The sequence below is a fragment of the Streptomyces sp. NPDC050619 genome (assembly GCF_040654815.1).
In the GTDB taxonomy this organism is placed as follows: domain Bacteria; phylum Actinomycetota; class Actinomycetes; order Streptomycetales; family Streptomycetaceae; genus Streptomyces.
On sequence record NZ_JBFAIR010000003.1, the window covers coordinates 109,008 to 125,583 of the forward strand.

A 16,576-nucleotide genomic window follows, 5' to 3' on the forward strand; every position below is an offset into this window, starting at 1 on the left:
CCGTAGCGTGCGCGCAGGCGGTGGGTTGACCAGAGCCGGAGGCTGTCAGCTGCCGGTGCCGGTCCTGCCCCAGTCCGGGCCCGCCCGGTCCCAGGCCTGGTCCCAACGGGCGTACCGGCGACGGACCATGCGCCAGACCAGCAGCTGTCTGCCGCCCTCGACTACGCCCGCGGTCAGCAGTGCCGCACCGAACCCGGCGAGGACGGCATGGGTCGTGGCCGTGGCGGAGTCCAGCGGCCGGGTGACCATGCGTCCCCGCTGGTCCGTCCACAGCGTGAAGTGGTCGCCGGGATGGGGGGTCTGGAGGGGGGCCGTGGCCGTGCCGTGCCGCGCGGTGCCGTCCGGCGCGGTCCAGTCGGCGAGCACCCGGCTGCGCAGCTCCCGGCCGGAGGCGGTCTCGGGATCGGCGTCCAGCGGGGAGCGGTCCAGCTTGCGGACCACGGTGGCCGTCACCAGGTGACGGGACTCGCGCTGCTCCCGGACGGACCGCATCAGCGCGTCCTCGGCGGTACCGCCGACGAGCGCGCCGATCACGGGTCCGACGACCAGGATCAGCGACAGAGCCACCAGGCCCACCCAGGCCTCGGCCAGATCGGTCCCGCGGCGCAGCGGGTTGTGCCGCCAGCGCCACAGCCCACTGATTGCTCGCACCTGCCCGCACCCCCTTCCCGCTCCGTGATAACTCCCGGCGGAGCCGTTCACGCGAGGACCCGGTCAAAGAGAGAGCGAAATCACCTGGGAGAGGGCCTCTCATGAACTTCTCATCAAAGCCCAACGCCCGGACCCTGGGCGGGGTTCCCGAGATCACTCCCGGAAGCGGGAGGTGTCCTGGCGGGAGGTGTCCTATGCGATGACGGTGACGGGATCGCCGACCCGGATCGTGCCGCGCGAGTCGGGCACCAGGTTCTGTCCGAAGACGAGCTTGCCGGCGAGACGACGGTGCCGGCCGAGGGTGTGCAGGGGCTCCCTGCCACGCTCGGCGGTCTCCTGGTCGGTTGTCGTCACGACGCACCGCCCGCACATCTTGGCGACGCGGAAGGTGACCTCGCCGATGGCGATACGCGACCAGTCGTCCTCGGCCCAGGCGGCGGTGCCCGCCACCACCACGTTCGGCCGGAAGCGGTTCATGGGCAGGGGGCCCTCATGCGCGTGATCGCCGCGGGCGATCAGGGAGTTGAGGGCGTCGAGGGAGGAGGCCGAGGCGAGCAGCAGCGGGTAGCCGTCGGCGAAGGAGACGGTCTCGCCCGGCAGCGCGTGCTCGGGGTCGACGGGCCGGCGCGTGGCCGGGTCGTCCAGGTACACCAGGCGCACCTCGGCGCCGAGATACGCGCTGCACCAGGCATGCGCGGCGTCGCCCTCGGCCAGCACCCCTTCGACCTTGTCACGGAAGATCTCCACGGGCACCGTGCCGGACGGCCGTGGTACGGGCACTGCCAGCGGGTCCATGCCGGGTGCGGACACACGAACGCCGCCGCCGGGCAAGAGCTCGGCGACGGCGGGCGCGAGGCGCGGTTGCTGGCGCTGAGTGACGACCTTTCCCCCGTTGTCGATCAGTGCCCAGCGTCGGTCACCGGCCAGCCCCCAGGGCTCCACGACGGCCTCCCGGGGCGCCTGGCCCCGGAACGCCTTGACCGGATGAACATGAATCGACCACAGTCGCGCCTTCCCCATCAGGCCATCCTGCCAGTCGGCACGGACAGCCCGGGAATGACTCAGTACCCGCGGTACTGCTGCTGGTTGTTGTACGGATCCTGGTAAGGAGCCTGGGCGGGCCGGGGAGCCGCGGGGCGCATCGCCTCGTAGCCCGTGCCCATGCCGGGGCCCGCCGGCCGCGGCTGCTGCGCCTGCGGACCGGGGTAACCGCGCGGCGCGCCGGCCTGTTGCGGGATGTACGCCCCGGGTGCCTGCTGCAACGGGGCGGGTTGCTGCGCCTGCGGGTAGTTGTAGCCGTAGGAGGGCTGGGAGGGGCCCGCGGGCAGGGCGGGGAGTGCCGACGGCAGCGCGGGCAGATGGCTGCCCGGAGTGTCGTATGCGGCGGGGACCCGGATCGGGGCGATCTGCGGGGTGCCCCGCTCGGCCACGAGCGAGTCGTAGATCGGAGTGTCCGGGAAGGAGGCGGAGTAGTAGCCGCCGCCATAAGTGGAGCGGGGGGAGGTCATGGCACATAAGTTAAGCCCACGATGTGCTGGTTGGGGAGACCGATAAGAGGGTTGTTTTTCGTGTCGGCAGTGACGCGGGACCCCCAATGCGAGCGAACTCGGCAAAAAGGGGCATCATGCAAGATGGTCTTCATGTAAAAGCCGAGTTCCCTGTGGGTTACCGGCGGTTGTTCATCCGCTTTCCTGTACTCCTCATGGGAGTTCACCGCCCCCGGGGAATAGGTTGAGCGAGTGGACAACCCGATCGGGCTGCCGGGGCGTGGCCTGGCGCTCCGACACGTGAAGGGGGCGGACATGTCAATGCCGAAAGGGTCGAACGTTCCGGTGCCGACGACGGCACTGCGCGTCGAATTGGGCTGGCGTTCCGGACCGGGGGTGCCCGACGCGGACGCCTCGGCGCTGCTGCTGGTGGGCGGAAAGGTCCGTTCCGACAGCGACTTCGTCTTCTACAACCAGCCGGCGCATTCCTCCGGCGCGGTCCGGCACGAGGGCAAACGGGACGCGGGCGGCCAGGTGACCGACACCCTGCTCGTCGACCTCGCGCGCGTGGAGCCCGCGATCGAGACCGTGGTCCTCGCCGCCTCCGCCGACGGCGGCACGTTCGCGGCCGTCCCGGACCTCTACATCGAGGTCAAGGACGCCGCCCCGGGCACGGTGGTCGCCCGTTTCGACAGCACGGGCGCCACGGTCGAAACCGCTTTCGTGCTCGGGGAGTTCTACCGCCGTCAGGGCGCCTGGAAGTTCCGCGCCGTGGGCCAGGGCTACGGTAGCGGGCTCGAGGGCCTCGCCACGGACTACGGCATCACGGTGGACGAGCCGCAGCAGACCGTACCCGCGGTCCCCGCATCGACGCCGGTCACACCGCCGGTGACCGCGCCTCCGCCTCCGACTCCTGCGGCACCCCCCACGGCACCCGTCCGCCTCACCAAAGTGACCCTCACCAAGGCGGCCCCCTCCGTCTCGCTGACCAAGCAGGGCGGCACCTCGGGTGCCCTGCGTGTGAACCTCAACTGGGAGATGCGCAAGCAGTCGTCGTCGGGGTCGGGGTCGGGGTGGGGCAGCAAGCTGGCCCGCGCGGTCGCCATGCCCGCGAGCCTCGACCTCGACCTGTGCGCCCTGTACGAACTCACCGACGGCCGCAAGGGGGTCGTCCAGGCCCTCGGCAACGCCTTCGGCGCCCTGCACCAGCCGCCGTACATCCACCTCGACGGCGACGACCGCACCGGTGCCGTGTCGAGCGGGGAGAACCTCACCGTCAACCTCGACCACAAGCAGGCCTTCCGGCGCATCCTCGTCTTCGTGACCATCTACGAAGGAGCGCGGTCCTTCGCCGAGCTGAACGCCAAGGTCACCCTCCAGCCGCAGCACGGGGCCGCGATCGACTTCTCGCTCGACGAGTGCACCGTCCCCTCCACGGTCTGCGCGCTCGCCCTGATCACCAGCACCGGCAGCGACCTGGTCGTCCAGCGCGAGGCCCGCTACCTGGTGACCGAGCGCGGCGTGAGCCCGCAGCGGACCGTCGACCAGGCCTACGGGTGGGGCATGAACTGGACACCCGGCCGGAAGTGAGCGGTCAGGTCTCGTCGCCGACGACGGCGTCCGGACGCGTGTAGGTGCGGCCCTTCCAGGCCGCACCGCGCCCCCTGTAGTGCTGCACCGCGGAATCGACCGTCATGAGGAGGTAGAGGAACGCCGTGAACGGCAGCAGGGGAGCGAGCCACAGCGGCTGCCGGTAGTAGTGGAGCATCGGGAGGTAGGTCCCCGTCATCACCAGCCAGGCGAGACCACCGGCGACCGCGGTCGCCGTACTCCCCGTGGCCGCGCCCGCGATCACGGCCAGCGGCGGCACCAGGTAGACCAGTGCCAGCCCGGCCACCGTTCCGGCCAGCAGCAGAAGGCTGTGCCGCAACTGCGCGTAGGCGCTGCGCGACACCATCCGCCACAGGTCGTGCAGCCGCGGATACGGGCGCACGCTGTCCACCCGCTCGGCCAGTCCCAGCCAGATGTGGCCGCCGCCGCCCTTGACGGCCCGCGCGAGCGCCACGTCGTCGATGACCGCGTGCCGGATGGCATCCGGGATCCGGGCCCGCTCGGCGGCCTCGGTCCGCAGCAGCACACAGCCGCCCGCCGCGGCTGCCGTCCGCGCTCCTCGCCTGCCGATTCGGCGGAACGGATACAACTGTGCGAAGAAGTAGACGAAGGCAGGCACCACGAGGCGCTCCCACACGCTCTCCACCCGCAGCCGGGCCATCTGGGAGACGAGGTCGAAACCGCCGGTGCGGGCCGCCGCGACCAGCCGGCGCAGGCTGTCCGGCGCGTGCGCGATGTCGGCGTCCGTCAGCAGCAGGTACTCGGGGGCACGCGCGCGTGCCAGGCCGATGCCGTGGCGCACGGCCCAGAGCTTGCCGGTCCAGCCCGCGGGCGGCTCACCGGGCGAGGTCACGGTCAGCGCCAGTCCGCCGTGGCGCCGCGCCAGCTCGTGCGCGAGCTCTCCGGTGCCGTCCGAACTGCCGTCGTCGACGAGGAAGACCTCCGCCCGGCCCGGATAGTCCTGGGCGAGCAGCGACGGCAGGCTCGCCGGCAGCACCGCGGCCTCGTCCCGGGCCGGTACGACGACGCAGACGGACGGCCAGGTGTCCGGCTCCGTGTTCGGCTCCGTGTGCGTCGGCAGCCTGACGTCCGTACGCCAGAAGAAGCCCTGGCCGAGCAGCAGCCACAACCAGGCGAGGAGTGATCCGACGGCGGTCCACACGAAGGCGCTCACGCGCGCAGTCTGCCCCACCGGACCGGCCTTCAAGGGCCCATCGTCTATCGTGGCCGGGTGAAGATCGCCCTCATGGACTCCGGAATCGGTCTGCTGCCCGCCGCCGCCGCGGTACGGCGTCTGCGCCCCGACGCGGATCTCGTCCTCTCCTGGGACCCCGACGGGATGCCCTGGGGGCCGCGCACTCCCGAGGACATCACCGAGCGCTCGCTGTCGGTCGCCGGGGCCGCCGTCGCGCGACGTCCCGACGTCCTGATCGTCGCCTGCAACACCGCGTCCGTGCACTCCCTGCCCCAGCTGCGGGCCCGTTTCGAACCCGACGTGCCCGTCATCGGTACGGTCCCCGCCATCAAGCCGGCCGCCGCCGGCGGTGGACCTGTCGCCATCTGGGCCACACCGGCGACCACCGGGAGCCCTTACCAGCGCGGCCTGATCCAGGAGTTCGCGGGCGGCGTGGCCGTCACCGAGGTGCCGTGCCCCGGGCTGGCCGACGCCGTGCACCACGCCGACGAGGCGGCGATCGACGCCGCGATCGCCGCGGCCGCCGTGCTCACCCCCGACGACGTATCGACCGTCGTCCTCGGCTGCACCAACTACGAACTGGTCGCCGAGCGCATCCGGGTGGCCGTGCAGAAGCCGGGCCGTCCGCCGCTCATCCTGCACGGATCCGCCGGAGCGGTCGCCGCCCAGGCGCTGCGCAGGATCGGCGCGGGTGCCGCTCCGGACGCCCGGGCCGACACCACGCTCACGGTGCTGCTGAGCGGACGTGAGGCGGAGCTGCCGGTCACCGCACTCGCGTACGCGGAAGGCCGGCTCCTCCGGGCGGTCAGCACCGCCCGGTGACCGAAAGGCACGGATGGGACGCCATCGGTCGTGACCCGTGCCCGGCCCGGACGCCCTCGGTCCGTCATGCGCCCGCACGGCGCAGTCACCCTCCGCGACGCGCTACCCGCAGAGCGAAACCTGAGTAGTCTCATAGGCATGAGGGACCACCCCCACGGCGAGAACGCCCCGCACCCCGACATCTGGACCGGACGCGCCTCCAACCGCATTCAGTGGTTGCTGGCGCTCGTCGGCGCCGCCTGTCTGGCGCTCGGCATCGAGCTGGCCGTCGACTCGGCGTGGACGTCCGAGATCGCCCCGCTCGTGATGGCCGTCGTCGGCTGCATCGCGGCCGGGCTGCTGGTCCTCTTCGGCACGCTCGCGTTCGTGCACGTCGCCCTGAGGGTCGACAAGGAGTCCCTCGAAGTGCGCTGCGGCCACATGGGTCTGCCGCGCCGCCGCATCCCCCTGGCCCATGTCGCCGGCGCCGAGTTCGACCCCCACGTCACCCCGCGCCACTGGGGCGGCTGGGGCTACCGCTGGCGCCCCGAGAAGGGCACCGCGGTCGTCGTACGGCGCGGCGAGGGCGTGGTGCTGCGCCTGTGGGACGGCCACACGTTCACCATCACCGTGGACGACGCCGAGGCGGCCGTACGGGTCATCAAGGACCGGCTGCGGTCGGGCGCGGCGCACTGAGCCACGGAGCCGGGCGGTCACCACGATGGGCGTACCTCCGTCTCGTGACCTGGTGACTCCTCGGCCAGGGGGCGTGCCGTGGCCAGCCCCGCCAGCAGTCCCGCGCCCACCGACACCGCCGTGAAGCTCAGCGCGTTGCCGACACAGGCGATCGTCGCCAGCGCTGTCAGGGCCGCGCCCGCGGTGAGGGCGATCGGCGTGGGCCGCCGGGTGCGCCACAGCGCGTACAGGACCCAGCAGAAGGCCGCCGCCAGCAGCAGCACCCCGACGACTCCCTGTTCGGCCGCCTGTTGCAGCGGCGCCGAGTGGGGCTTGCCGTCGGACAGCAGCGTCCGGGTCGCCGTCCCGCTGAGCTCCCCGAACCGGCCCGGACCCACGCCCACAGCCGCGTCCCGCTGCGCCATGTGCAGTGCGTCCTGCCACAGCTCGATCCGGTGCCGGGTCAGTCGGCCCTCCAGGGACACGGCGAGCCCGTCCGGGACCGCGTGTGCGGCGACCGCCCAGGTCAGGCCGGTCGCCAAAGCCGCGGACAGGCCCAGTGCGAGGATGCCCGGACCGCGGTGGCGCACCCGGCCCGCGGCGAGCGAGCACAGCAACACCGCGGCGCAGGCGACGAACCCGCCGACCGAGCCGAGGACGGCCGCGGTCACCGCGATCCCGGCGGCCAACGCGCGCAGGGCGAGCCGCAGGGCCGGGGCCCCGGCGGCCCAGGCGGCGCAGCAGGCGGCGCCGACGGACAGCGTCAGCAGGGCGGCGGTGGCACCGGCGTGGCCGAGCGGCGTGACGATCTCCGGCCCGGGAACGAGGTGCTCCGGGCCCACCGTCAGGCCGAGCCCGGCCAGGGCACCGGCACACGGTGCGGCGACCGGCAGCAGCGCTCCGCAGATCCGCCCGGCGGCGTAACCGGCGGCCACGGCCAGCAGCGCGAGCAGCACCCCCTCGGGGCGGCCGTCGTGCACGGCCGCCGTGATCAGGGACCAGGTCGCGCATGCCCCGAGCACCATGACGCCCGCCGCGTCAGAAACGTTTCGTCTGTCGTCGTCCGCTTCCGGACCGGCCGCAGACGTCATCCCCGTGGAACCCACCCAGCCCCCCGAACCCGGTCGCCCCCGACCTGTGCCGATCCCGGTCGTGCCGGGCGTTACCGGCCCGTACGACAAAGACTGGGCACACCGTAACGGCTGATGGGCGGTTTGGGGACGAGTAGGGCCGAGTTGCGCAGGAACGATACGGCGGACATACGTGACCACTCCCACCATGGGCGAGGCGGACCGCGCTGTCGGCGTCAAGGTCAGCCGCCGTACACTCCCACAGTGACCGTCACCGCAACCTCCGTGGACGAGTCGGACCAGCTGAGGCCGCCGATCGCGCCCGCATCGCGCGTGGCGCGGCTCAGGCGCCTGGTCCCGGCCGCCGTCGCCGCGCTCTCCGGAGTGCTGCTCTACGTCAGTTTCCCGCCGCGCACCCTGTGGTGGCTGGCCCTGCCGGCCTTCGCTCTCTTCGGCTGGGTGCTGCGCGGTCGCAGTTGGAAGGCGGGCCTCGGTCTCGGCTACCTCTTCGGCCTCGGCTTCCTGCTGCCTTTGCTGGTGTGGACCGGCGTGGAGGTCGGTGCCGGGCCCTGGCTCGCGCTGGTCGTGATCGAGGCGATCTTCGTCGCGCTGGTCGGCGCGGGCGTCGCCGCCGTCTCGAAGCTGCCGGGCTGGCCTGTGTGGGCGGCCGCCATGTGGATCGCCGGCGAGGCGGCACGCGCGCGTGTGCCCTTCCACGGCTTCCCCTGGGGCAAGATCGCGTTCGGCCAGGCGGACGGCGTCTTCCTGCCGCTCGCCGCGGTGGGCGGCACACCGGTCCTCGGCTTCGGGGTCGCCCTGTGCGGCTTCGGTCTGTACGAGGTCGTGCGTCTGGTCGTGGAGGGGCGGCGCACGCGTGCCGTACGGCGGTCGGCCGCGGCCCTCGCCCTGCTGAGCGTGGCCGTCCCGGTGGTGGGGGCGCTGGCCGCCCGGGCGCTGGTGAGCGACAAGGCCGAGGACGGCACCACGACCGTCGCGGTCATCCAGGGCAACGTGCCCCGGGCCGGGCTGGAGTTCAACGCCCAGCGGCGGGCCGTCCTCGACTACCACGCGCGGGAGACCGAGCGGCTGGCCGCCGAGGTCAAGGCGGGAAAGATCGCCCAGCCCGACTTCGTGCTGTGGCCGGAGAACTCCTCCGACATCGACCCGTTCGCCAACCCGGACGCGCGCGCCGTCATCGACCAGGCGGTCAAGGCGATCGGTGTGCCGATCTCGGTCGGCGGTGTGGTGGAGCGCGACGGCAAGCTGTACAACGAGCAGATCCTGTGGGACCCGGTCAAGGGCCCCACCGACACCTACGACAAGCGGCAGATCCAGCCGTTCGGCGAGTACCTCCCGCTGCGCTCGCTCATCGGGGCGATCAACAGCAACTGGACCTCCATGGTGCGCCAGGACTTCAGCCGGGGCACCAAGCCGGGCGTGTTCGACATGGCCGGCGCCAAGGTCGGCCTCGTCACGTGCTACGAGGCCGCCTTCGACTGGGCCGTGCGCTCCGAGGTCACCGACGGCGCCCAGATGATCTCCGTGCCCAGCAACAACGCGACCTTCGACCGCAGCGAGATGACCTACCAGCAGCTCGCCATGTCCCGGGTGCGCGCCGTCGAGCACAGCCGCACCGTCACCGTCCCGGTGACCAGCGGCGTCAGCGCGATCATCATGCCGGACGGGAGGATCACGCAGAAGACCGGCATGTTCGTGGCCGCCTCGCTGGTACAGAAGGTGCCCCTGCGCTCGTCGCAGACGCCCGCCACGCAGCTGGGCATCCTCCCGGAGATCGCCCTGGTACTGGTCGCCGCGGGCGGACTCGGCTGGGCCATCGGCGCCGGCGTGCGCGGTCGACGCGCCGGTGACGTGTAGCCGTACGCCTGTCGCACGCCCTGGGAAGAACGCCGGGGCGAGGGAAGCGGCCCGTTAGGGTCGGGCCATGGCTACTCCTGACTTCATCCGTACGCTCCGGGGCTCCATCGCCCACGAGTTGCTGTGGCTGCCCGGCGTCAGCGCCGTCGTCTTCGACGGCGAGGGCCGCGTACTGCTCAACCGCCGCTCCGACACCGGCAAATGGGCGCTGATCGGCGGCATCCCGGAGCCGGGCGAGCAGCCTGCGGCCTGTGCCGTGCGGGAGGTGGAGGAGGAGACGGGGGTGCGCTGTGTCGTCGAGCGGGTGATCGTCGTCCAGGCGCTGAAGCCCGTCACCTACGACAACGGCGACGTGTGCCAGTACATGGACATCTCGTTCCGCTGCCGGGCCGTCGACGGCGAGGCCCGGGTCAACGACGACGAGTCGCTGGAGGTGGGCTGGTTCGCGGTGGACGCCCTGCCGGAGCTGAGCGCGTTCGGGCTCATGAGGATCAAGCAGGCACAGTCCGACGCCCCCACATGGTTCGACCCTACGAGTCCCGAGTGAAGTATGGGTGCTGACCACATGGGGCCGGAGACGGGTGCTGCCTAGGGTCGAGACATGACCGCTCGCAGTGCCCTCCCGGGACCCCACGCCCCCACCCTCGACCTCGGCGGCCGCACCGCCCTCGTCACCGGCGCCGCCGGCGGCATCGGTCGCGCCTGCGCGCTGCGGCTCGCGGCCGCCGGGGCCAAGGTGAGAGCGGTCGACCGGGACGCCGCCGGGCTGGCGGCGCTGTACGAGTCGTGCCGGGACCTCGCGGGCACCGTCGAGCCGCACGTCCTCGACCTCACCGACCTGGACGCCGCCGAACTCGCCGCCGCGGGCACCGACGTCCTCGTCAACAACGCCGGGCTGCAACGGGTCAGTCCCATCGAGGAGTTCCCGCCCGACGTCTTCCACACGGTGCTCACCGTGATGCTGGAGGCGCCCTTCCGGCTCATCCGCGGCGCCCTGCCCCACATGTACGGGCAGGGGTGGGGCCGCATCGTGAACGTGTCGTCCGTACACGGTCTGCGCGCTTCGGCGTACAAGTCGGCCTATGTGGCCGCCAAACACGGTCTGGAGGGGCTGTCCAAGACGGCCGCCCTCGAAGGCGCCCCCCATGGTGTCACCTCGAACTGTGTGAACCCCGCCTATGTGCGCACCCCACTGGTCGAGAGGCAACTCGCCGACCAGGCCCAGGCGCACGGGATCCCCGAGGAACGGGTGCTGTCCGACGTGCTGTTGCGGGACAGTGCCGTCAAGCGGCTGATCGAACCGGAGGAGGTCGCCGAGGCCGTGGCGTATCTGTGCGGCCCGCAGGCCTCCTTCGTGACCGGCACCTCGCTCGTCCTCGACGGCGGCTGGACCGCGCACTGAGCGGGGCGGCGGCTGTGGTGCGGGGAGTTTTCCACAGGGCTGACGGGGCGGTGGGGTGATGGGGAATCCTGTCAGCATGTCCCGCGATCACGTGCAGTCCGCCGAGCGCCCCGCCGACAACGGCGCGGTGCTCCCGGACAGTGTCGAGGCACCGTTCCTGGAGCTGCTCGCCCGGGGCGCGTCCGTCGACGCCTATGAGCAGCCGGTGCTGCTCGCCCGCGCCGAGGGACGGCCCGCCGAGCGGATCGCCGCGCTGGAACAGGCCAAGCTGCTCGCCCTGCGCGTGCGCGCGGAACTGGAAGGCCGGCGCCGGCGGGAGGCCGAGCTGTCCGCGCTCTTCGAGACCGCCCACGATCTTGCCGGGCTGCGTGGCCTGGACGCCGTCCTGCGGGCCATCGTGCAGCGCGCCCGGTCGCTGCTGGGCACGGACGTCGCGTATCTCAGCCTGAACGACCCGGCCCGGGGCGACACGTACATGCGGGTCACCGAGGGCTCGGTCGCGGCCCGCTTCCAGCAGCTGCGGCTCGGGATGGGGGAGGGGCTCGGCGGCCTCGTCGCGCAGACGGCCCGGCCGTACGTCACCGACGACTACTTCAGGGACGACCGCTTCCAGCACACCCTCTCCATCGACGCGGGCGTGCGCGACGAGGGCCTGGTCGCCATCCTCGGCGTGCCCCTGATGCTGGGGCCCCACGTCATCGGGGTCCTCTTCGCGGCGGACCGGCGTGCCCGGGTCTTCGAGCGGGAGCAGATCGCACTGCTCGGCTCCTTCGCCGCCCTGGCCGCGGCCGCCATCGACACCGCGAACCTCCTCACCGAGACCCGCTCGGCCCTCGCTCGCCTGGAGCGCGCCAACGAGATCATCCGGGACCGCAGCGGCGTCATCGAACGCGCCTCGGACGTCCACGACCGGCTCGCCGAACTCGTGCTGCGCGGCGGCGGGGTCCACGACGTGGCCGCCGCGGTGTCCGAAGTCCTGGACGGCACGGTCGAGTTCACCGAGGCCGCCGCCGCACCCGGTACCGCACTGGAGGCTTCCCGCGCCGAAGGGCACGCGATGCGGCACGCGGACGACTGGATCGCCGCCGTGGCCGCCGGCGGTGAACTCCTCGGCGCGCTCGTGCTGCGCGGCCATCCCGGGCTCGACCCCGTCGATCAGCGCACCCTGGAACGCGCCGCCATGGTCACCTCGCTGCTGCTGCTCGCCCGGCGTTCCGCCGCCGAGGCGGAACAACGCGTACGCGGCGAACTCCTCGACGACCTGCTCGACGCCCGCGACCGCGACCCCCGCCTGCTGCGCGAACGCGCCTCCCGCCTGCACGCCGACCTCGACGCCACCCACGTCGTGCTCGCCGCCCGCCTGGACGGGGCCGCGGCCGACGCCGAGCAGGAGGCGGCCGCCCGCCGGCGACTGTGGTCCGCCGCCTCCCATCTCGCCGCCACCCGCCACGGCCTGGCCGCCGCCCGCGACGGCGGCACCGTCCTGCTGCTGCCCCTGGAACCCGGCGACAGTGCGACGGAGCTCGCCCGCCGTACCGCCCGCCACCTCGGCGGCGCCGTGCACGAGGCGGTCACCGTCGGCGCCTCCGCCCCCGTCGAGGAGCTCGCCGCCCACCCGGACGCGGTGGCCGCCGCCTATGCGGAGGGCCGGCGCTGCCTCGACGCCCTGCGGCTGCTCGGCCGCGCCGGAGACGGGGCCGCCGCCGAGGACTTCGGCTTCCTGGGCCTGCTGCTCGCCGGGGACCGGGACCTCACCGGCTTCGTCGACCGCACGATCGGGCAGGTCGTCGCGTACGACGAACGGCGCGGCACCGACCTGGTGCGCACCCTCGACGCGTATTTCGCCTGCGGGATGAGCCCCGCCCGCACCAAGGACGAGCTGCATGTCCACGTGAACACGGTCGCGCAGCGACTGGAGCGCGTCGGCCGGCTCCTCGGCGCGGACTGGCAGAGTCCCGCACGGGCCCTGGAGATCCAACTCGCGCTGCGGCTGCACCGGTTGTCGGGACCGGGACAGCGCTGACCCCCGTACGCACGGACATACGGGGGCCGGTTGCTCAGAGCGTCAGACAGGACGAGCGTCCGCGGCCCGGGTCGGCGCGAGCTGTGCGTCGACCGGGGGCTCGACGTCGGTCAGGTCCCGGTGGCGGGTCTCCTTGGCCAAGCCCACGGCGACGACCGTCAGGACGGCCGCGGCGATGACGTACAGCGCGATGGGGGTGGAACTGCCGTAGTCGGCCAGCAGTGCGGTGGCGATCAGGGGCGCGGGCGCGCCTGCCGCGACCGACGCGAACTGGGCACCGATGGAGGCGCCGGAGTAGCGCATCCGGGTCGCGAACATCTCGGAGAAGAAGGCGGCCTGGGGTGCGTACATCGCGCCGTGCAGCACCAGGCCCACGGTCACCGCGAGGATCAGGTTGCCGAAGCCGCCGGTGTCGATGAGCGAGAAGAACGGGAACATCCACAGGCCGACGCCCACGGCGCCCAGCAGATAGACGGGACGGCGTCCGACGCGGTCCGACAGCGCGCCCCAGGCCGGGATCACCGCGAAGTGCACGGCCGACGCGATCAGCACCGCGTTGAGCGCGGTCTGCCTGGAGACGCCGGCCGACGTGGTGGCGTAGACGAGGATGAACGCGGTGATGACGTAGTAGCTGATGTTCTCCGCCATGCGCGCGCCCATCGCCACCAGGACGTCGCGCCAGTGGTGGCGCAGCACGGAGACGACCGGCAGCTTCTCGGCCGCGCCCGTGTGCGCCGCCTTGCGGGCCTCGGCCTGCGCCAACGCCTGCTTGAAGACCGGCGATTCATCGACAGACAGACGAATCCACAAACCGACGATCACCAGCACACCCGAGAGCAGGAACGGGATCCGCCAGCCCCAGCTGCCGAACGCGCTGTCCGACAGGACGGCGGTCAGCAGGGACAGCACACCCGTCGCGAGGAGCTGTCCCGCGGGCGCGCCGGTCTGCGGCCACGAGGCCCAGAAGCCGCGCCGCCGCGCGTCCCCGTGCTCGGAGACCAGCAGCACGGCCCCGCCCCACTCACCGCCGAGCGCGAAGCCCTGCACCAGGCGCAGCACGGTCAGCAGCACGGGAGCGGCCGTCCCGATGGTCGCGTGCGTGGGCAGCAGACCGATCGCGAAGGTCGCCCCGCCCATCAGCATCAGGCTCAGCACCAGCAGCTTCTTACGGCCCAGCCGGTCGCCGTAGTGCCCGAAGACGAGGGCGCCCAGCGGACGGGCGGCGAATCCGACGGCGTACGTCAGGAAGGACAGGAGGGTGCCGACGAGCGGGTCGGAGTCCGGGAAGAACAGCTTGTTGAAGACGAGGGCGGCCGCGGAGCCGTAGAGGAAGAAGTCGTACCACTCGATGGTGGTGCCGATGAGACTGGCGGCGACGATGCGCTTGAGGCTGGCGGGGGGTGGGGGAGCGGTCGCGGGGGAGGACATCGGCACCACTTCCTGGCAGTTGGCGGGGACGTGTTCGTGTCGCCATACCGTAGGAATCCGCAGGTCAGTGTCACATGTGGTGGGGCACCATAGTTATGGGTGCCAAGGTGCGTGCGGCCACCATGAGGGCGTGGTCGGAGCCTCTTACGAGAGCCTCCATCTGGCCCGCGCAAGCGCTGTCCGAGTTGCACGGATCAGTGCCTCGCTGCGGAGCAGTGTCTCCACCGGGGTCTGTTCGTCGCGGGTGCGGGTGAGCGTGCTCAGGACGAGGAGATCCTAGCGAGGAGTTCCCCGGCGGTGCTGACCGATTCGGCGGCCTCCTCACCGAACGACCAGGTCGGGTAGGCCGGTTCGTGGCCGAAGTCCCGGTCGTACTCGACGGCGAAGGCGGCGCCGGGCAGTGCCTTGGGCACGCGGGTGATCAGCCGGGTGGCACGAAATGCGGTCCGATGGTGGCTGGCAACTTCGGTACGGAGCGCGGCGGGCGGCCCGTGATCAGCACTTGTGAGCCGCGCCCACGCGCTGGTCTTCCGTGCATGGAATGCAAGATGTTGATCTGTCACGTTGTTATGACGTGCCAACTATTACGCTCCTATGGATGATATGTCAACCATCGTCTAGGGTGAGTTTGCATGGAAGAGGAAACGAACTGGCTCACCGCGTCCGAACAGCGCGCCTGGCGCGCCTTCGTCGGCGTACACCAGAAACTCCCCCGCGCGCTGGCGCACAAGCTTCAGGTCGCGGGGAACCTGTCCAGCGCCGACTACCTCGTACTCATGGCCCTCACCGACGCGCCCCACGGCCGGCGGCACTTCCAGGAGTTGGCCCAAGCGGTGGACTGGGAGCGCAGTCGTATGTCCCACCATCTCAGTCGTATGAACAAACGCGGCCTGGTGACACGTGAAGACTGCCCCAAGGACGCACGCGGGGTTCATGTCATGGTCACACCCGCCGGCCGCGCGGCCGTGGAAGAGGCCGCCCCCGGGCACGTCGCAACCGTGCGTCGGCTGGTCATCGATCCCCTCAGTCCTGAAGAGCTCGACATGCTCACTCGTCTTTGTGAAGGCATCCTTGGCCGGTTGGAGGCGGGGCCACCCTGACATCTCGCCGGTTGGTCGCCTGCCCGCGACGAGCGCCAGTTGTCCTTTTGCATATCAGCACTTGATGCGTCATCGACCTCTTGGCCGTCCTGCCGTCGAGGACCGCTGGTTCCTGGCCCCAAGAGCACGCACCGCGACCGTGCTGGGGCACCGCGAAACGACGATCACGACTCCACCACCTTCCTCAGGTTGATAGGTCAACCGTTTCGCTGATACGTTGTTGATGCGTCAACAAGAAGCCTTTCTGACGAGGAGAACTGTCATGAGCAACAAGAAGGTCATCGCAGTCGCCGGAGCAACGGGTGCGCAGGGCGGCGGTGCCGCGCGAGCGATCCTGGCGGATCCGGAGTCGGGCTTCACGGTCCGTGCGCTCACCAGGAATCCAGACTCGCCCGCGGCCAGGGAGCTCGCCGCGCTGGGCGCCGAGGTCGTCCAGGCGGACTTCCACGACGAGCCGACGGTGCACAAGGCGTTCGAGGGCGCCTACGGCGCTTTCCTCGTCACCAACTTCTGGGCGCACGGTTCTGCGGCCAAGGAGACCGAGGAGATCAATGTCCTGGTCCGGGCCGCCAAGGCCACGGGCCTGAAGCACGTGGTCTGGTCCACCCTGGAGGACACCCGCGAACTGCTGCCGGTGGACGACGACCGCATGCCAGTCCTACAGGACAAGTACAACGTGCCGCACTTCGATGCCAAGGGTGAGGCCAACGAACTGTTCACACAGGCCGGAGTACCGACGACCTTCCTGAACACCACCTTCTTCTTCCAGGGCTTCACCCAGGGCATGGGCCCCCAGCGCGGCGAGGACGGTGTGCTGACGCTGAGCCTGGCGCTGGAGGACGGCAAGCTCCTCGCCGGGGTCGACGTGGCGGACATCGGCCGGACGGCGCTCGCCGTCTTCAAGCGCGGGGAGGAATTCATCGGCGCCACCGTCCACCTGGCCGGCGACCATCTGACGGGTGCGCAGTACGCGGAGAAGTTCGCGTCGGTGCTCGGTGAGCCGGTGCGGTTCCAGTCCGTGCCCTACGACGTCTTCCGCGCCCTGGACTTCCCGGGGGCCGAGGAGATCGGCAACATGTTCCAGTACTACGGCGACTTCGATCAGGAGTTCACCGGCGCCCGTGATCTGAACCGGCTGCGCGAGATCAACCCGGCGCTGAAGAGCTTCGACGACTGGCTGGCCGAGAACGCCACGAAGTTCGAGTTGAGCTGACTGGGCGCGACCACTCCCGTGAGGGGGCGGCTCGACGGCAAGGTC

At 71.5% G+C, this 16,576-nt stretch carries 16 protein-coding genes; 9 read left to right on the forward strand and 7 right to left on the reverse strand.

All coding sequences use genetic code 11. From position 1 onward, the window contains the following. Positions 1-45 precede the first annotated feature (45 nt). The 3 genes from AB0I77_RS06530 to AB0I77_RS06540 all read right to left on the reverse strand — a co-directional run bounded on the left by AB0I77_RS06530 (position 46) and on the right by AB0I77_RS06540 (position 2,159). Positions 46-651 carry a hypothetical protein gene (locus AB0I77_RS06530; RefSeq protein WP_363281259.1) on the reverse strand — a complete coding sequence of 202 codons (606 nt, stop codon included), beginning with the start codon at positions 649-651 and terminating at the stop codon, positions 46-48. 192 nt (positions 652-843) lie between these two features. Further along, the gene (locus tag AB0I77_RS06535) at positions 844-1,671 is read right to left on the reverse strand and encodes an MOSC N-terminal beta barrel domain-containing protein (RefSeq protein WP_363281260.1); all 828 of its coding nucleotides are present in this window, start codon (positions 1,669-1,671) and stop codon (positions 844-846) included. Between the two features lie 41 nt (positions 1,672-1,712). After that, positions 1,713-2,159 carry a DUF6643 family protein gene (locus AB0I77_RS06540; protein ID WP_363281261.1) on the reverse strand — a complete coding sequence of 149 codons (447 nt, stop codon included), beginning with the start codon at positions 2,157-2,159 and terminating at the stop codon, positions 1,713-1,715. 300 nt (positions 2,160-2,459) lie between these two features. Between AB0I77_RS06540 and AB0I77_RS06545 the strand changes: the two genes are divergently transcribed. Next, positions 2,460-3,728, forward strand: a complete 1,269-nt coding sequence (locus AB0I77_RS06545; protein ID WP_363281590.1) for a TerD family protein — start codon at positions 2,460-2,462, stop codon at positions 3,726-3,728. A 4-nt stretch (positions 3,729-3,732) separates the two neighbouring features. On the opposite strand, the gene AB0I77_RS06550 is transcribed toward AB0I77_RS06545, so the two are convergent. Then, positions 3,733-4,923: a glycosyltransferase gene (locus AB0I77_RS06550; RefSeq protein ID WP_363281262.1), complete on the reverse strand. Its 1,191-nt coding sequence runs from the start codon at positions 4,921-4,923 to the stop codon at positions 3,733-3,735. Between the two features lie 57 nt (positions 4,924-4,980). On the opposite strand from AB0I77_RS06550, the gene AB0I77_RS06555 reads away from it, so the two are divergent. Together AB0I77_RS06555 and AB0I77_RS06560 are read left to right on the forward strand one after the other, a co-directional pair. Next, entirely contained in the window at positions 4,981-5,766 is a 786-nt protein-coding gene (locus AB0I77_RS06555; RefSeq protein ID WP_363281263.1) for an aspartate/glutamate racemase family protein, read from the forward strand. A gap of 138 nt (positions 5,767-5,904) precedes the next feature. Then, the gene (locus AB0I77_RS06560) at positions 5,905-6,441 is read left to right on the forward strand and encodes a hypothetical protein (protein WP_363281264.1); all 537 of its coding nucleotides are present in this window, start codon (positions 5,905-5,907) and stop codon (positions 6,439-6,441) included. A gap of 17 nt (positions 6,442-6,458) precedes the next feature. Here AB0I77_RS06560 and AB0I77_RS06565 read toward each other — a convergent pair whose 3' ends face one another. Next, positions 6,459-7,445, reverse strand: a complete 987-nt coding sequence (locus AB0I77_RS06565; protein ID WP_363281265.1) for an O-antigen ligase family protein — start codon at positions 7,443-7,445, stop codon at positions 6,459-6,461. 309 nt (positions 7,446-7,754) lie between these two features. Here AB0I77_RS06565 and lnt point away from each other — a divergent pair, with 309 nt between their 5' ends. The 4 genes from lnt to AB0I77_RS06585 all read left to right on the forward strand — a co-directional run bounded on the left by lnt (position 7,755) and on the right by AB0I77_RS06585 (position 12,790). Further along, on the forward strand, positions 7,755-9,365 hold the full coding sequence (lnt, locus tag AB0I77_RS06570; RefSeq protein ID WP_363281266.1) for an apolipoprotein N-acyltransferase: 1,611 nt from the start codon (positions 7,755-7,757) through the stop codon (positions 9,363-9,365). A 67-nt stretch (positions 9,366-9,432) separates the two neighbouring features. Continuing rightward, positions 9,433-9,912 (forward strand): NUDIX domain-containing protein, encoded by a 480-nt coding sequence (locus tag AB0I77_RS06575; protein ID WP_363281267.1) that lies wholly within the window; start codon positions 9,433-9,435, stop codon positions 9,910-9,912. Positions 9,913-9,966: 54 nt separating this feature from the next. Beyond that, positions 9,967-10,767 (forward strand): 3-hydroxybutyrate dehydrogenase, encoded by an 801-nt coding sequence (locus AB0I77_RS06580; protein ID WP_363281268.1) that lies wholly within the window; start codon positions 9,967-9,969, stop codon positions 10,765-10,767. A gap of 76 nt (positions 10,768-10,843) precedes the next feature. Beyond that, complete coding sequence (locus tag AB0I77_RS06585; RefSeq protein WP_363281269.1) at positions 10,844-12,790, forward strand: GAF domain-containing protein; 1,947 nt, start codon at positions 10,844-10,846, stop codon at positions 12,788-12,790. 42 nt (positions 12,791-12,832) lie between these two features. Here the strand turns inward: AB0I77_RS06585 and AB0I77_RS06590 are convergent, their stop codons facing one another. Together AB0I77_RS06590 and AB0I77_RS06595 are read right to left on the reverse strand one after the other, a co-directional pair. Further along, complete coding sequence (locus AB0I77_RS06590) at positions 12,833-14,218, reverse strand: MFS transporter (RefSeq protein ID WP_363281270.1); 1,386 nt, start codon at positions 14,216-14,218, stop codon at positions 12,833-12,835. A gap of 260 nt (positions 14,219-14,478) precedes the next feature. Continuing rightward, positions 14,479-14,631: a hypothetical protein gene (locus tag AB0I77_RS06595; RefSeq protein WP_363281271.1), complete on the reverse strand. Its 153-nt coding sequence runs from the start codon at positions 14,629-14,631 to the stop codon at positions 14,479-14,481. A 219-nt stretch (positions 14,632-14,850) separates the two neighbouring features. Between AB0I77_RS06595 and AB0I77_RS06600 the strand changes: the two genes are divergently transcribed. Together AB0I77_RS06600 and AB0I77_RS06605 are read left to right on the forward strand one after the other, a co-directional pair. Then, positions 14,851-15,318: a MarR family winged helix-turn-helix transcriptional regulator gene (locus AB0I77_RS06600; protein ID WP_363281272.1), complete on the forward strand. Its 468-nt coding sequence runs from the start codon at positions 14,851-14,853 to the stop codon at positions 15,316-15,318. A gap of 262 nt (positions 15,319-15,580) precedes the next feature. Continuing rightward, the gene (locus AB0I77_RS06605; RefSeq protein WP_363281273.1) at positions 15,581-16,531 is read left to right on the forward strand and encodes an NmrA/HSCARG family protein; all 951 of its coding nucleotides are present in this window, start codon (positions 15,581-15,583) and stop codon (positions 16,529-16,531) included. Positions 16,532-16,576 lie beyond the last annotated feature (45 nt).

Coding starts and splice junctions, on each gene's coding strand:
- AB0I77_RS06545 (WP_363281590.1), top strand. CDS start 2,460: ATGCCGAAAGGGTCGAACGTTCCGGTGCCGACGACGGCACTGCGCGTC.
- AB0I77_RS06535 (WP_363281260.1), bottom strand. CDS start 1,671: ATGGGGAAGGCGCGACTGTGGTCGATTCATGTTCATCCGGTCAAGGCG.
- AB0I77_RS06580 (WP_363281268.1), top strand. CDS start 9,967: ATGACCGCTCGCAGTGCCCTCCCGGGACCCCACGCCCCCACCCTCGAC.
- AB0I77_RS06605 (WP_363281273.1), top strand. CDS start 15,581: ATGAGCAACAAGAAGGTCATCGCAGTCGCCGGAGCAACGGGTGCGCAG.
- AB0I77_RS06600 (WP_363281272.1), top strand. CDS start 14,851: ATGGAAGAGGAAACGAACTGGCTCACCGCGTCCGAACAGCGCGCCTGG.
- AB0I77_RS06590 (WP_363281270.1), bottom strand. CDS start 14,218: ATGTCCTCCCCCGCGACCGCTCCCCCACCCCCCGCCAGCCTCAAGCGC.
- AB0I77_RS06585 (WP_363281269.1), top strand. CDS start 10,844: ATGTCCCGCGATCACGTGCAGTCCGCCGAGCGCCCCGCCGACAACGGC.
- AB0I77_RS06575 (WP_363281267.1), top strand. CDS start 9,433: ATGGCTACTCCTGACTTCATCCGTACGCTCCGGGGCTCCATCGCCCAC.
- AB0I77_RS06540 (WP_363281261.1), bottom strand. CDS start 2,159: ATGACCTCCCCCCGCTCCACTTATGGCGGCGGCTACTACTCCGCCTCC.
- AB0I77_RS06560 (WP_363281264.1), top strand. CDS start 5,905: ATGAGGGACCACCCCCACGGCGAGAACGCCCCGCACCCCGACATCTGG.
- AB0I77_RS06565 (WP_363281265.1), bottom strand. CDS start 7,445: ATGGTGCTCGGGGCATGCGCGACCTGGTCCCTGATCACGGCGGCCGTG.